Origin of the sequence: Clostridioides sp. ZZV15-6597, assembly GCF_020657815.1 — a bacterium.
Taxonomy (GTDB): Bacteria; Bacillota; Clostridia; order Peptostreptococcales; family Peptostreptococcaceae; genus Clostridioides.
Genome location: NZ_JAGWCT010000088.1, coordinates 1 through 16,534, shown reverse-complemented (window position 1 = coordinate 16,534; position 16,534 = coordinate 1). Strand labels below are relative to the sequence as shown.

At 27.8% G+C, this 16,534-nt stretch carries 12 protein-coding genes; all 12 read left to right on the top strand.

Translation table 11 applies throughout. From position 1 onward, the window contains the following. Nucleotides 1–93 precede the first annotated feature (93 nt). The 12 genes from KGF52_RS16175 (at nt 94) to KGF52_RS16120 (ending at nt 16,390) form a co-directional block, all read left to right on the top strand. Entirely contained in the window at nt 94–804 is a 711-nt protein-coding gene (locus tag KGF52_RS16175) for an RNA-guided endonuclease TnpB family protein (protein WP_227840884.1), read from the top strand. 211 nt (nt 805–1,015) lie between these two features. Then, on the top strand, nt 1,016–2,602 hold the full coding sequence (locus KGF52_RS16170) for an NAD(P)H-hydrate dehydratase (RefSeq protein WP_227840883.1): 1,587 nt from the start codon (nt 1,016–1,018) through the stop codon (nt 2,600–2,602). 189 nt (nt 2,603–2,791) lie between these two features. Then, nucleotides 2,792–3,238, top strand: a complete 447-nt coding sequence (locus tag KGF52_RS16165) for an NfeD family protein (RefSeq protein ID WP_227840882.1) — start codon at nt 2,792–2,794, stop codon at nt 3,236–3,238. A 19-nt stretch (nt 3,239–3,257) separates the two neighbouring features. Next, complete coding sequence (locus KGF52_RS16160) at nt 3,258–4,301, top strand: SPFH domain-containing protein (RefSeq protein WP_227436770.1); 1,044 nt, start codon at nt 3,258–3,260, stop codon at nt 4,299–4,301. A gap of 761 nt (nt 4,302–5,062) precedes the next feature. After that, on the top strand, nt 5,063–6,223 hold the full coding sequence (locus tag KGF52_RS16155; RefSeq protein ID WP_227840881.1) for a glucose-1-phosphate adenylyltransferase: 1,161 nt from the start codon (nt 5,063–5,065) through the stop codon (nt 6,221–6,223). 1 nt (nt 6,224) lies between these two features. After that, nucleotides 6,225–7,355: a glucose-1-phosphate adenylyltransferase subunit GlgD gene (gene glgD / locus KGF52_RS16150; RefSeq protein WP_227829863.1), complete on the top strand. Its 1,131-nt coding sequence runs from the start codon at nt 6,225–6,227 to the stop codon at nt 7,353–7,355. Nucleotides 7,356–7,383: 28 nt separating this feature from the next. Further along, the gene (gene glgA / locus KGF52_RS16145; protein WP_227829862.1) at nt 7,384–8,826 is read left to right on the top strand and encodes a glycogen synthase GlgA; all 1,443 of its coding nucleotides are present in this window, start codon (nt 7,384–7,386) and stop codon (nt 8,824–8,826) included. Between the two features lie 13 nt (nt 8,827–8,839). Continuing rightward, the gene (locus KGF52_RS16140; protein WP_227840880.1) at nt 8,840–11,260 is read left to right on the top strand and encodes a glycogen/starch/alpha-glucan phosphorylase; all 2,421 of its coding nucleotides are present in this window, start codon (nt 8,840–8,842) and stop codon (nt 11,258–11,260) included. A 6-nt stretch (nt 11,261–11,266) separates the two neighbouring features. Continuing rightward, nucleotides 11,267–13,132 (top strand): glycoside hydrolase family 13 protein, encoded by a 1,866-nt coding sequence (locus tag KGF52_RS16135; RefSeq protein ID WP_227840879.1) that lies wholly within the window; start codon nt 11,267–11,269, stop codon nt 13,130–13,132. 234 nt (nt 13,133–13,366) lie between these two features. After that, nucleotides 13,367–14,005, top strand: coding sequence for a GntR family transcriptional regulator (locus KGF52_RS16130; protein WP_227829859.1), 639 nt, complete (start codon nt 13,367–13,369; stop codon nt 14,003–14,005). Nucleotides 14,006–14,175: 170 nt separating this feature from the next. Beyond that, nucleotides 14,176–14,988 (top strand): MerR family transcriptional regulator, encoded by an 813-nt coding sequence (locus KGF52_RS16125; protein WP_227829867.1) that lies wholly within the window; start codon nt 14,176–14,178, stop codon nt 14,986–14,988. A gap of 97 nt (nt 14,989–15,085) precedes the next feature. Continuing rightward, nucleotides 15,086–16,390, top strand: a complete 1,305-nt coding sequence (locus KGF52_RS16120; protein ID WP_227840878.1) for an MATE family efflux transporter — start codon at nt 15,086–15,088, stop codon at nt 16,388–16,390. The last annotated feature ends 144 nt before the right edge of the window (nt 16,391–16,534 follow it).

Genomic DNA, 16,534 nt, shown 5'->3' with positions numbered 1-16,534 from the left:
AAGTTATCAATGTCAAAAGGTATATATTTAGAGTTAGATTTTAATATTGAAAATATAAAGACTGCTGAAATAGTATGACGAAACGGATATTATTTGTATTATACATTTGATGATGGAATCATTGATCCAACACCGAAAGGTAACAACACCGTAGGTGTAGACTTAGGAGAAATACATTCGATAGCTAGTATAACTAATGAAGGTATCGGACTTATAATATCTAATAGAGAAGGTAGAAGTATTAAGCAATTTAGAAATAAGATGTATGCTTATATCTCTAAAAGATTAAGTAGATGTAAAAAAGGTAGTAGACAATATAAGAGATTATGGAAATTAAAAAACACTATTAGAACTAAAACAGATAACCAATTAATAAATTTATACCACCAAACAACTAGAAAGTTTATAGACTTTTGTGTAGAGCAACAAGTATGTGAAATAGTTTTAGGAGATATAAAAGGGATTGAGAAAAATACAAAAAAGAAGAAAAGATTAAATAGAATTAATAGACAAAAAATATCTCAAATGGAGTATGGTCGCATTAAAGACTATATTAAATATAAGGCTAAAGAGCAAGGTATTGAAGTTAAGCTAGTTAAAGAAAACTACACATCTCAAACTTGCCCAAAGTGTTCTAAAAAACACAAACCAACTGGTAGAACTTATAGTTGTACTTGTGGTTATAAAACTCATAGAGATATAGTTGGTGCATGGAATATTTTAAATAAAAAACATAAATATAATTTAGTTGATTTTAGTATAAACCATAAGCAACCTATTAATTTAAAAGTATCTACCATATAAGGTAGTAGTGGCGAAGACACCGTCCAAGTAGCTTGGCTTTGTAACCACCTATGATTCTATCGTTTAGATAGTGTTAAGTCGTTAGCCACCAAGAATCCCCTTGCTTTAGCTATGGGGAGTGTGTCAAGAGATTAAAAAGACTTCAGTAGATATTTATATGTTTTTATTTAAATATTTTAGGAAGTCTTTAATTTTATAGGAGTGATGATATGTGTTGATAGGTACAGCTAATTTAAGTAGAAGTGTTGATAATGCATGCGTAGAAGAATTGGGAATTCCAATGATTGTATTGATGGAAAATGCAGTAATATCTGCAATGAGAAACATGGATATAGATATATATAATGATTATACAATTGTATGTGGTGTTGGAAACAATGGTGGAGATGGTCTTGGAATAGCAAGACATTTAAAGCTAAAAGGGAAAAATGTGAATGTCTTTTTAATTGGTAATATCAAGAAACTAAGTGAATGTTCTAAAATCAATTATAATATACTTTTAAATATGGGGATTAATATTATAAATATTGATAAAAATGATTTAAGTGAGGAGTATAATGACTATATAAATAAAAATAAAGTGGATGAAATTATTAAAACAGAAAAACAGAGTATAATTAAAAATAAAAATTTAACAATATTTAAAGAAGCAGTATCTAAAAGTGATGTCGTAATAGATGCAATATTTGGAACAGGGCTAAAGAGAGAAATAACTGGGATTTTTAAAGAAGTAATTGATATAGTAAATGATAACAGCAAAAATACATATTCTATAGATATACCATCTGGTATAGATAGTGACAAAGGTAGTATACTTGGAACTTGTATCAAAGCAAATAAAACAATTAGTTTTGAATTTTATAAAAGAGGGTTTTTAAATTATGATGTAAGCTCACTTATTGGAGATGTAATTGTAGAAAAAATAGGTGTTCCAGATTTCATTACAAGAAAATACCATAATGATGAATTCATAACTGATGAGAGTTTTGTAAAAAATAATATTAGAAAAAGAGATAAGCATGGATTTAAAAGTGATTTTGGAAAAGTATCTATAGTTGCAGGTTCAAAAGGATTTTATGGGGCTAGTTTCATAGCAACTGAATCTGCTGTTAAAAGTGGAAGTGGTCTTGTAACTTTGATTAGTAGTAAAGATGTACAAGAAAAAGTATCTATTAGACTCAATGAAGCAATGACTGTAAATTTTGAAGAAGAGAGAGTTGATATACTATTGAGTTCTAGCAATGCAATTGGTTTTGGTCCAGGAATGGGAGATAATCACAAAACTTTTGAGAGATTACTTAGAGTAGTAGAAAACTCTAGCTGTCCAATAATATTGGATGCAGATGGATTAAATGTTATGAAGGATAGATGCTATAAGTTTTTAGAGTGGAAAAATAAGTTTGTAATTACTCCACATCTGGGAGAAATGGCCAGGTTGACAGGTGACTCAATTGGGTATATAAGAGAACATAGAGTAGATGTGGCAAAAGAATTTGCTCAAAAATATAATGTAGTTGTTCTTTTAAAAGGTTATCAAACTATCATAACAGATGGTAAAGAAACATATATAAATCCTACAGGAAATAGTTGTATGGCAACTGGTGGAATGGGAGACTGTTTACTTGGTATGATTACTTCTTTTATAGGTCAAGGTATGGATATACTTGAAGCTACAGTGAGTGGAGCATATGTACATGGTTATATAGGAGATAAGTTAGGAAAAAGTATGTATACAGTAAATGCAACAGATTTAATAAGTAACATTTCGTTAACAATGAACAAGTTTTTGATTATTTAATGACTAATATTTGATACTACTTTGTAACAACTTTAACAAAGTATGCTGATATAATACTATTAAATTAATCTAAAATTGACTTATTTTATTGGTTTTTGGTTTATTGTTTAAATTCATATTCAAATATATTGTGTAAAGAATATGATTTATATAGGGTTTTATAATTCATATGAAAAGAGGGTAGATAGTATGAAGTTGATATGGTTGATAGTAGCAATCTTATTTGGAATAGCAGAAATGTTGACTCCAAGCTTAACACTAATATGGTTTAGTGTAGGAGCAGTAATACTCATATTTTTAAGTACTTTTATAAAGAGTATATTTTTACAAGTTTTAATATTTGCTGTAATTTCTATAGCTATGTTAGTTGTAGCTACTAAGAAAATTGTAAAAAAAGATAAAACTTATAAATCTAATACCAATTTACAAGCAATGATATCTAAAAAAGGTGTTGTTACAGAAGAAATTTCTTCTAATCAAACTGGTTTAGTTGTAGTTGAACATGAAATATGGACTGCTATTTCTATAGATGATGAAAAGATTGATAAAGGTTCTACAGTAGAAGTATTAAAAATAGAAGGGGTAAAACTAGTTGTTAAAAAAGTGAATTCTGCAACTAGTGTGACGAATCAATAAAATAAAGGAGGATATATTTATGGGTATGAAAGTTGTTTTAAGTATTGTATTAATAATAGTAGTCGTAGCAATAAGTTTAACCTGTATAAGAGTAATAAAACAATCTAAAGTAGGTATAATAATGCGACTTGGTAAGTTTCAAAAAGTGGCTGAAACAGGAGTACATTTCTTGATACCATTTTTAGATAAAATGGCATATGTGATTGACTTGAGAGAAATCGTAATAGATTTCCCACCTCAACCAGTTATAACTAAAGACAATGTAACTATGCAGATTGATACAGTTGTATATTATAAAGTTACAGACCCAGTTAGATATGTGTTTGAAATAGCAAATCCAATAGCTGCTATTGAAAATCTAACAGCTACAACTTTAAGAAATATAATTGGTGAACTTGATTTAGACGAAACACTAACATCAAGAGATATAATAAATGTAAAAATGAGAACAATCCTTGATGAAGCAACAGATAAATGGGGAATAAAAGTAAATAGAGTAGAGTTAAAGAACATAATGCCTCCTCATGATATCCAAGTTGCGATGGAAAAGCAGATGAGAGCGGAAAGAGAAAGAAGAGAAGCAATACTTCAAGCAGAAGGTAATAAGTCAGCTGCTATATTACAAGCAGAAGGAGAAAAACAATCTGCTATATTAACGGCAGAAGCAAGAAAAGAAGCTATGGTACGTGTAGCAGAAGGTGAAAAAGAGTCTGCTATATTAGTAGCAGAAGGTGAAGCTGAGGCTATAAGACAAACAGCTATTGCTAAAGCACAAGGTGAAGCTGAAATGATTAAAAGAACTCAAATGGCCACTGCAGAAGGTTTGAAATTAGTGTTTTCAGCGATGAAAGAGTCTGACATTGATAATAATATCCTAGCATTAAAATCTATGGAAGCACTTGAAAAAATGGCTGAAGGCAAGTCAACAAAATTGGTTTTACCTTCAGAAGCAGTTAATTTCCTAGGAACATTCAAAGGGATAAAAGAAGTCATGAGTGATGATAAGAATGATATATTAGATGTAAAAGATGCATTTAGTGGAAATGATTCATTAAAAAAATAAAAGAGTTTTTTTATCGTAGGAAGGAAATGGAAATTAAATGTCGAATTAATTAAATATAGTATAGAATGCACATTGAAAAGAAGAAGACTTATAGTTTTTTAAGTCTTCTTCTTTGTTTTTATTTATAAAACGGGATTTTAAAAATAAATTAACAGAATTTTTATACAATTTACCCTTTACTAATGTAAAAAGTGTTATATAATATTAAATAAAACATGTAGGAAAAGAAAGTAATTTTAATTTGAATATTTATATTGATAACATATATAGTTATAAAAATATCAAACGTAATGAATATATCTAACAATAAAACTAAAATTTTAAAATTCATTAATTGAATCATAAATAAGGAAATGACAAGAAAAATAAAATCAGCTAGTAATTGTTTACAGATTTTTAGATAATCATGTCATATTATGTTCTATTATTATCAAATCAAAAAATCATAAAAGTTTAAGTATGTTTGTATGATATGAATTGATTTATAAAAAATATTTTTTATATCTATAAAATAAATGTTTATATTATTTTCTAATTAGGAATTGAATATTATAAGTACTATAGCACTGATGGAAAATAATGCATACTTCAATAAAACAATTATGGGGTATATATTATAGAAATTGTATAGTTTATATTATTTTACTCTTATTACATTAGCGTTTGGGCAAAATTTATACACAACATTTATTGACTAAAAGTTTATAAAGGTAAAAATGCAATTATAAATATTAATTACTAGATGAGGGGAGTGTCATTAAATGAAAAAAGAGATGTTAGCTATGATTTTGGCAGGGGGGCAAGGTTCAAGACTTGGAGTTTTTACAAAGAGGATTGCAAAACCAGCCGTATCATTTGGAGGAAAGTACAGAATTATTGACTTTGTTTTAAGCAATTGTTCAAATTCTGGTATAGATACTGTAGGTGTTTTAACTCAATATAGACCATTGATATTAAATTCTCATATAGGCATGGGAAGTCATTGGGATTTAGACAGAATAAATGGTGGAGTATATGTATTACAACCATTTATGAATGAAAAAGAGGGAAATTGGTATAATGGTACAGCACATGCTATATACCAGAATATGGACTTTGTAGATACCTATAATCCAGAATATGTATTAATATTATCTGGTGACCATATATATAAGATGGATTATAGTAAAATGTTAAAATTTCATAAAGAAAAAGGTTCTAAAGCTACGATTGCAGTAATTGAAGTACCTTGGGATGAAGCTTCTAGATTTGGCATAATGAATACAAATGAAGATTCAAGTATCTATGAATTTGAAGAAAAGCCAGGCGAACCTAAAAGTAATTTGGCATCTATGGGAGTATACATATTTGATTGGAAAATGTTGAGAAGTTATTTTAAAGAAGCAGAAAAAAATCCAGATATAAATTATGATGATTTTGGAAAGAATTTAATACCTAAAATGTTAGAGGATAATGTTGGAATGTATGCATATCCATTTAAGGGGTATTGGAGAGATGTAGGAACTATACAAAGTTTATGGGATGCAAATATGGATATAATTAAATCTCCAGAAACACTGGATTTATCAAACCCTAAATGGAAGATATATACAAATACAATGGCAATGCCTCCTCAATATATAGGCAAAAGTGCAAATGTTCATAGATCAATGATAGCTGATGGTTGTAGAATTTTAGGAGAAGTAGGAAACTCTGTATTATCACATGGAGTTGTTGTTGGAAAAGGAAGCAAAGTAATTGATTCAGTAATCATGCCAAATGTTGTAATAGGAGAAAATGTAACTATAGAAAAAGCTATGATAGGCGAATGTGCAACTATAAATGATAATGTTCAGATAAAAAATGTAAATAATGAGATAAATGTAGTTTCTGAATATGAAAATATAGAGCCTAGATGCGTATTAATAGAAGGAGGTCTTTAAGATGAGAAATGAATGTTTAGGTATAATAAATTTAAACAAAAAAGGAGACCCTGCAATAAATAAACTTAATTATGGAAGACCGATAGCTTCTACACCAATAGCTGGAAGATATAGAATAATAGACTTCGCTCTATCTAATATGATAAATTCAGGAATTACAAAAGTTGGAATATTTGCAAAAGAAAAATATAGATCATTGACAGACCATATAGGTAGCGGGAAAGATTGGGATTTAAGTAGAAAAAAGGGTGGTTTATCAATTTTTAGCCCAGAAAATACTAAGTATAGAAATACTTACTCACATAGAAAAGGAGATATATACACAATACTGGCTAATCTTGATTATATAGAGAAAAGTGAAGAAGAATATATTTTAATAGCTCCAAGTTATATGTTATGCAATTTAGATTATTCTCAGGCTTTGGAATACCATAAAAAATCTCATAATGATATAACTATGATATATAAAAATGTAAACAATGCAAATAAAGATTTTGAAGGTAATCTAACTTTAAACTTAGATAGTAATAACAGAGTAATAAATGTCGGAAATAATTTAGGAAAATTCCCTAGAGCAAATATATGTATGGAAATATATATTATGAAGCGTGAAGATTTTGTAGAATGTATATATAATATTGTAAATAAAGGAAACTATTGTTATCTAGAAGAATTTATTGTTGAAGAAGCAGAAAATATGAAAATAGGAGCTTATGAGTATACAGGATATTTGAAATGTGTAAATTCTGTTGAATCATATTTTCAAATGAGTAAAGATTTATTAGAAATAGAAGTGGCTGATGAATTATTGTATTCTGAAAGAAAAATATTTACTAAAGAAAAGAATGAGTCACCTACAATTTACACAGATAGTGCAAAGGTAGAAAATAGTTTTATAGCATCAGGTTGCTTAATAGAAGGTACTGTAAAAGATAGTATTATATTTAGAAAAGTTAATGTTGAAAAAGGAACAGTTATAGAAAACTCAATAGTAATGCAAAATTGTGTAATAAAGTCAAATGCAAAACTATATAATGCAATACTAGATAAAAATACAAGTGTATCAAAAGGAAAAGAGTTAAAAGGAGATGAAAAATATCCTATTGTAGTAGAAAAAAATACGAATATATAAAAATATTTTTTAGAAGGGGGAATAGCTAGTGAAAGTTTTTTATGTAACAGCAGAGTGTTGGCCCTTTGCTAAAACTGGAGGATTAGGAGATGTATCTTATGCATTGCCTAAAGAATTAAAAAAAGAAGGTGTAGATGTAAGGGTAATAATGCCTAAATATTCAACTATACCAAGTTATTTAAAAGATCAATTAAAAGAAATAGCTGTTTTTAGTGTACGTGTTGGATGGAGAAATCAATATTGTGGTCTTTTAGAAATGGAGCTAGATGGTGTTAAATTTTATTTTATAGACAATGAATTTTATTTTAGAAGAGAAGATGAGAGAAAGAGTATTTATGGATATGGAGATGATGCAGAAAGATATACATTCTTTACAGATGCTGTCTTAGAAGCTATAAGTAGAATTGACTTTTATCCAGATGTAATACATATAAATGACTGGCACACAGGAATGTTACCATTAATTTTAAAAGAGAGATATGCAACCCTTGAGGGGTATAAAAATATAAAAACTATGTATACTATACATAATCTACAATATCAAGGTGTATTTGATAAGTATGTCTTAGATGATATATTGGATTTACCTGAAAAATATTTTGATAATGGAGATATAGAGTATTATGGTTCAATAAATTTTATGAAAGCTGGAATAAATTTTGCAGATAAAGTTATAACTGTTAGTCCTACTTATGCAAATGAGATACAAACATCTTTTTATGGAGAACAATTAGATGGTTTGCTTAGAAAGGAATCAGGAAAATTAAAAGGTATATTAAATGGTATAGATTATGACTTGAATAACCCTGAGAAAGATAAGGATATATTTGTTAATTATGATGTAAATTCTATTGAGAAAAAATTGGAAAATAAACTGAGATTACAAGATATATTAGGATTAAAAAAAGATTCTTCTATTCCATTAATAGGAATAGTTTCAAGACTAGTTTCTCAAAAAGGATTTGATTTAATAGCCTATATGATGCCGGAGCTTATGAGGGAAGATTTACAAATTGTCATTTTAGGAACTGGGGAACATCAATATCAATCAATGTTTAATTATTACGATTCTAATTTTTCAGGTAAAGTATCAGCTAGAATCACATTTAATGCATCGTTGGCTCAACAAATCTATGCTGCAAGTGATATATTCTTGATGCCATCACTATTTGAACCTTGTGGTATAGGTCAAATGCTAGCTATGAGATATGGTTCTTTGCCAGTAGTTAGAGAAACTGGAGGACTTAAAGATACTGTAATACCTTATAATCAATTTACTGGAGAAGGGAATGGATTTAGTTTTAAAAATTACAATGCTCATGAGATGTTTTTCTGTTTGAAAAATGCAATTAAGGTTTTTAGAGATAAAGAAAAATGGATGAAACTAGTTGAAAATGCAATGAATACTGATAATAGTTGGAAAAAATCAGCTAAGGAGTATATAGAAACATATAGAGACATATGTGATTAAAGGAGTGGTTTTTTTGGTAACAATAAGCAAAAAGAAATTCAAGCAAAAATTTGAAGTGAAAATGTATAGCTTATATGCACAGTCTATCAAGGAAGCTACTGATGAACAATTGTTAAATGTACTATGTAGTCTACTGAAAGATGAAATAGCAAAAAAATGGGTTGCTACGAAGTTAGATAAGAAAAAAGAAGTTTATTATTTTAGTCTAGAGTTTTTAATAGGAAGACAATTAAAATCTAATTTATTAAATTTAAATATTGAAGAAGAAGTTAGAGAAGGATTACTAGAATTAGGAATTAACTTAGATGATTTAATCAAAGCTGAGGTAGACCCAGCCATAGGGAATGGTGGTCTTGGAAGATTAGCAGCATGTTTTTTAGATTCTATGGCATCTTTGAATATAAGTGGTCAAGGATATGGAATTAGATATAAATACGGTTTGTTTGAACAAAAATTTGTAAATGGTTATCAGGTCGAAGTACCTGATAACTGGCTTACAGAAGGACGTTATGCATGGGAAACTGTAAGACCAAATGAAGCGACAATGGTGAAGTTTGGTGGAGAAGTAGAGTTGATTAAGGAAGGAATTCATTTAAAAGTAGTCCATAAAAACTATCTTCCTGTAATGGCAATGCCTTATGATATACCAATAATTGGATACCAAAATCAATGTATCAATACTTTAAGATTATTTAAAAGTGAGATACCAAAAAGAGACTTTGGAGAACTTACCTCAAATGCTCTAAATTATTCAGGAAGTTATGAAGAAGCTTTAAAACACAAGTATTATACTGAAGAAATTTCACAAGTGTTGTATCCTGATGATTCAAATTATGCAGGAAAATTATTGAGACTTAAGCAAGAGTATTTCTTTGTAAGTGCAGGTGTACAAGATATCATAAGGAAGTGTAAAAAGAATAAGCTAAATATCAGGAATTTATTTGATAAGGTGGCAATTCATATAAATGATACACATCCTACCTTATGTATACCAGAACTTATGAGAATTCTACTTGATGAAGAGGGATTATCTTGGGATGAAGCATGGCAGATAACTAAAAAAACAGTATCTTATACTAATCATACTATAATGTCAGAAGCAATGGAAAAGTGGCCTGTAAGCATGATAAAAGAGCTATTACCAAGAATTTATATGATAATAGAAGAAATAAATAGAAGATATGTAGAAGAGTTAAATAATAAAGGATATGACCAAGATAAAATAAGAAGAATGAGTATAATAGATTGGGACAACATAAATATGGCAAATTTATGTATTGTAACAAGTCACAGTGTAAATGGAGTTGCTAAGCTTCATACTCAAATTCTTGAAACAGAAGTTTTAAAAGATTTTTATCAAGACGAACCAAATAAATTTAACAATAAAACTAATGGAATTGCACATAGACGATGGCTTATAAGTTCAAATCCTCAACTTAGCAATTTAATAACAGATTTAATTGGTGACTCATGGAAAACAGATACTTTACAGCTAAAGAATATTGAAAAATTTAAAAATGATTTTTCTGTTTTAAAAAGACTTGATGATATAAAATACAATAATAAAGTAAATTTAGCAAATTTTATAAATGATAAATATGATTTAAATATCGACCCTAATTCTATATTTGATGTTCAGGTTAAGAGGTTGCATGCTTACAAAAGGCAACTATTGAATATTTTTAATGTACTCCATATGTATCATGAATTACTTGACAATCCTAACTTAAATATTGACCCAAGAACTTTTATATTTGGGGCAAAAGCTGCACCAGGATATTATTTAGCCAAGTGTATAATTAAATTTATAAATTCAGTTGCAAGTACTATAAATAATGATGTTAGAGTAAAGGACAAGTTAAAAGTAGTATTTATAGAGAATTATGGTGTATCATTAGCAGAGATAATAATACCAGCAGCAAATGTGAGTGAACAAATTTCAACGACAACAAAAGAAGCATCAGGAACAAGTAATATGAAATTTATGATGAATGGTGCCATAACTTTAGCCACATTAGATGGTGCAAATGTAGAAATATGTGAACAAGTAGGAAAAGAAAATATGTTTTTATTTGGACTTAGTGCAGAGCAAGTACTGAATTACAATAAGTTTGGTGGATATTCTTCACTTGATTTGTATCATTCTAACATGAATATAAAAAGGGTAGTAGATGATTTAATAAATGGATTTATTCCTAACCTAGGTGAAGAAGGTAGAAGTATTTATAATTCACTTACCACTTACAATGATGAGTACTTTGTATTGAGGGATTTTGAAAATTATGGTCAAGCTCAGGCAAATATAAACAAACTATATCGTGATAAAGAAAAATGGAATACAATGTCTTTGGTTAATATAGCTAATTCAGGATTTTTTTCTTCTGATAGAACAATTTCTGAATATGCAAAAGACATTTGGTTTAAAAGGGTGTGATTATAAATGCAAAACATAATAGAATATAATTCTTGGGATAAAAATTTTAAGGCTCCGTTTGGAGCTTTAAAATTTGATGAAGAATTGATAATTAAAGTTAAAGTAAATGAAGGATATAATGTTGAGTCTATTTCCCTAGAAATAAACAAAGAAGATGAAACAAAGACAATAATTTTAAATGAAGAATTAAACAATAACACATTTGGAAAGTATTTTTATTGTAATGTTGAAAAATTTGATATAACCGGTGTTTATTTCTATTATTTTAAAGTAATTGTTGAAATAGATAGTGAGAAAAAGACTGTATTCTATGGAAAGAATAGAGAAAATGGATACACTTGCGAATATAATTATAATGATATCAATAAATATCAAATTACTGTTTATAAAGACTTTAAAGTGCCAACCTGGTATAAAGAAGGAGTACTTTACCATATATTTGTAGATAGATTTAACAATGGAAATCGTAATGGGAAGGTTGATAATCCTAAGAAAAACAGCTTTATATATGGTAATTGGGAAGATATACCTATATACATAAAGGACAGTAGAGGGGATATTATAAGGTGGGATTTTCATGGTGGAAATTTAAGAGGAATAATTAATAAACTTGGGTATCTAAAAAAATTAGGAGTGAGTATATTATATCTAAGTCCTATATTTGAAGCCTCTAGTAATCATAAGTATGACACAGGAAATTATAAAAAGATTGACCCTATGTTTGGAGATGAAGATACATTTAAAGAATTAATTGATAAAGCAAAAGAAAAAGATATATCAATAGTACTTGATGGTGTCTTTAGTCATACTGGAGCTGATAGTAAGTATTTTAATATGTATGGAAATTATGATAGTTTAGGTGCATATCAATCAGAAGAATCACCATATTATTCATGGTATATGTTTGAAGAATTTCCTCATAAATATAAAAGTTGGTGGGATATAAAGACCTTGCCAAATACAAATGAATTAGAAAAAAGCTATATGGATTATATAATATATGACAAGGATAGTGTCGTAAACAAATGGATGAATATGGGGATTAAAGGGTGGCGATTGGATGTTGCAGATGAACTTCCAACTGAGTTTATAAGAGAGCTGAAAAAGGAATTAAAAGAAGCTGATAATGACTCGATACTTATAGGGGAAGTATGGGAAGACGCCTCAAATAAGATTAGTTATGGTCAAAGAAGAAGCTATTTATTAGGCGAAGAATTAGATTCTGTTATGGGGTATCCATTTAGAAATAATATGTTTTCTTTTTTAAAAGGAGAAATTAATTCATATGAACTTAGCAATAGATATATACAAATTAAAGAAAATTATCCAAAAGAATCATTTAAGTCTAATTTAAATTTAATTGGAACACATGATGTTACAAGAGCTAAAACTGAATTAAATAATGATATAGATTTGATGAAACTTGCTGTAGCTACGCAAATGACATTTGAAGGAGTACCATATATATACTATGGAGATGAGGCAGGTCTTTGTGGAGATGTAGACCCAGACAATAGAAGAACATATCCATGGAAAAATGAAGATGAAGATATGTTAAATTTTTATAAAAATATTATAAAAATCAGAAATAAAAATAAAATTTTAAGTTCTGGAGAAACAGAATTTATATATACTAGAAATGATAATGTGTTTGCATTTATAAGATTTAATGAAGATAATGATAGGATACTAATTTTAATAAACAGAAGTAACAATCCTGAAAATCTGTCATTAAATATAGAGGGTAGCTTTATAGAGGAAATACCTATAAAATATAATTCTAAAAATGTAAATAAAAATATACCGATAGAAAATAACGAATTAAAAATCCATATGGATTCTAAATCATTTATTATTTTTAGTGTATTTTAAGTACAATAATTTAAATTAAAAGTAAAAATGTAGCAAAAGTTTTGATTTATCAAAGGTTTTGCTACATTTTTGTTTTAAATTATCATAAAAATTTTAGTATTTCAAAATATTACAAAGAAGTGTAAAAAATATAGAAGTTATGATATTATATAGATAAGTAAGATAAAACAAAACCTCTCTACTGAAGTTGTAGGGAGATTTAACTTTTATAATCTTAATATGGAGGAGTGTCTTATGAAAGTAGATCCACTTACAACTCAAGTCTATGACTATATATCAAAAAAAATCCAAAATGGAGAGTATGAAGCTAATCAGAGAATTACTGAATCTGAAATTTGCAACTCTATTGGAGTTAGTAGAACACCAGCAAGGGAAGCACTAACGAGGTTGGCAGGTGAAAATTTACTAGAAAAGATACCTAATAAAGGATTTGTGGTAAAAGAGTTTCAGGAAAAGGAAAAACTAGACACATATTCTGTAATTGGTGTGTTAGATGCGTTAGCAGGTTCTTCATCTTTAGAAAATTTAACTGAATCAGATTTAATAAAAATGGACGAGCTAACAGAAATGATGGCTATCTCTATAAAGTATAAAAATTACAATAACTACTTAAAACTAAGCAATGAATTTCACGATATATACATAGCAAAATCAGATAATCAAGTGTTAATAAATATGTTGAATTCTCTTAGATATAATTTTATGTCAAAGTCATATACTAGCGATAATGAAGAAGAATTGTATAAAATGTTAACTTACAGCAATAATCAACATATTGAGGCAGTGAAGTTTATGAGAGCGAAAGATTCAGAAAATGTTGAAGCAATTTTAAGAAAACATTGGAAAACGATACCTATAGCAGAGATGGAATAAGAGAAGCTTTTAAAAGCTTCTCTTATTTTTTATATAATTCTATCATTATTTTATTATTTCTAATCTATAAATATCAATATAAAATTAATTAAAAATACAACTAATTTTATATTGATATTTATAGATTAATGTAGTACCATTTTAATGCAAAATATAAAGGAGGGGATAATATAAAAACATATTTTTCGATAGGAGAAGTATCTAGACTTTTTGATTTGTCAATAAAAACTCTAAGATACTACGATAAAGTAGGGATATTAAAACCAGCATATGTAAACCAAGAAAATAAATATAGGTATTATTCAAGAGAGCAGTTTATGAGTATAGATGTAATTAAGTACTGTAAGATTATGGGTATGGCTCTTGAAGATATAAAAAAATTAATTGATTCAGATAGCTCAATTGAGTCTATGATGAATACAATTGATAGACAAAATAAAATGATAGAAAGTAAAATAAAAGAACTATCAGATGTGAAAAATTATCTAAATGATATAGAATTTAAAGTAAATGAATTGTTAAAATATGATTTAAATAATGTATTTATAAAATACAATAAAGAAAGAAAAGTAAATGTCTATAAATGTAATTCAAAGGATGAAGTTGAACTTGAGATGTATCTGAGACATATTATTTTACACATTCAAGATAAGTATAATGATGTATATCCTATAATTTCAGGTAGTATTTCATATGAGAAAGTAATTAAAGAAGGTAAAGCACTATTATATGATTATATAGTAGATTTTACAGAAAGAGAAGAATATGAAAATCAGCACATTTTACCAGCAGGTGAATATTTAACAATTATATATGATGATAATTGGAATAATGCCTATGATTATTATAAAAAAATAATCGATTATGCAAATGATAATAATATAGAACTTGTTGGAAACTTTAATGAAATATGGATGCTTTCTAGAGTGGATTCAGACACAAAAGAAAAGACATTGGTTCAATTAGAAATAAGAAAAAAATAGTATACAAAAAAACTTGACTCTACCCTCAGAGGATAGATTAGTATTTTATATAGTGAAATAATATTTATTATAATAATCTATGGGAGGGAGATTTTTAATGTCAAAAAAATTTTTAGAGTATGCTATACCATCAGCTCTTGCTATGTTTGTATCATCCTTTAATACAATATTAGATGGAATATTTTTGGGAAAAGGACTAGGCGATTCAGCACTTACAGCTGTTAGTATAGTGATGCCTCTTGTAATGGTATTTTTAGGATTATCCAGTTTAATGGCAGTTGGAGGAGGAGCACTAGTTTCGAAAAAATTTGGTTCTAGAGATGATGAAAGGGCTGTAAATATATTTAGGCAAGTAATAAAAGTTTTAATAATAGGTAGTTTATCTCTTACAATAATTTGTATACTTTTTTCAGAGCATATAGTTAGAATTATGGGAGCAACAGAAAGTTTAGTCGGATTATCTTCTGAATACTTAACATTTTATGCTGCTTTCTGTTTTCCAAATTTGCTAGGTCTTGTTTTTTGTAGTTTTTTAAGAAATGATGGAAGACCAAAACTTGCCATGATAGCTACTGTGTCAGGAACCATATTTCATATAACTTTAAATTATATATTTATATTTAAGCTTGGATTTGGTGTAAAAAGTGCAGCAATTGCAAGTGGCTTAGGTCAACTATCTACACTTATAATAATGTTACCTCATTTTATGTTTAAAAAAGGTAAGTTATCCTTTGGGCCAGCAAAGATAGAAAAGGATGTTTTAAAAGAATTATTTAATATAGGATTTCCTTCATTTTTTGCAGAGAGTGCTTTTTCAATAATTATACTTGCACATAATATAGTTTTGACAAGAGTTGTTGGAGATGTAGGTCTTTCTGCTTATGCTGTAGTAAACTATGTAACTACTAATATTTATAATCTCTTAATGGGGATAACTTTAGGTGTTCAACCACTTATAAGTTATAATTTTGGCTCTAAAGAAATTAAAAAAATGTTAGGCTATTATAATATGGCAACAAAAATGAGTTTTTGTGTATCTATAATATTCACAGTAATATGTTTTTTATTTGGAAAAGAAATTATAAAAATATTTACGAGTGATAAAGAAATTATTTTAATGGCTTATGTTGCACTTAACATGGCTAATTTAGCCTATCTTATGATTGGAAAAAATTTAACAACTATGATGTATTATCAAGCGATAGAAATGCCAGTACATTCTAATATTATAGGAGTTTTACGTTCAATCTTACTATTGCCGATTATACTATTTGTTTTTTCTAAGTTATTTGGAATAAATGGAATATGGGTAAGTATGGCTGTTTCAGAACTCTTGACAGTTCTAATTATGAGTAAAGTAGTAAATGTAAAGGAATGTACAAAAAATGCTATAAGTTTATAATGTTATGATATCATAAATTATTTATATAGAGTAGTGAATTTATTCACTACTCTATTTTTGTTTGTACAAATAGAATTTATTCTATAGTACTAGATTAAATTTTAATAATTTTTATAAAAAATTTAAATGTGTAAATATGAAAAT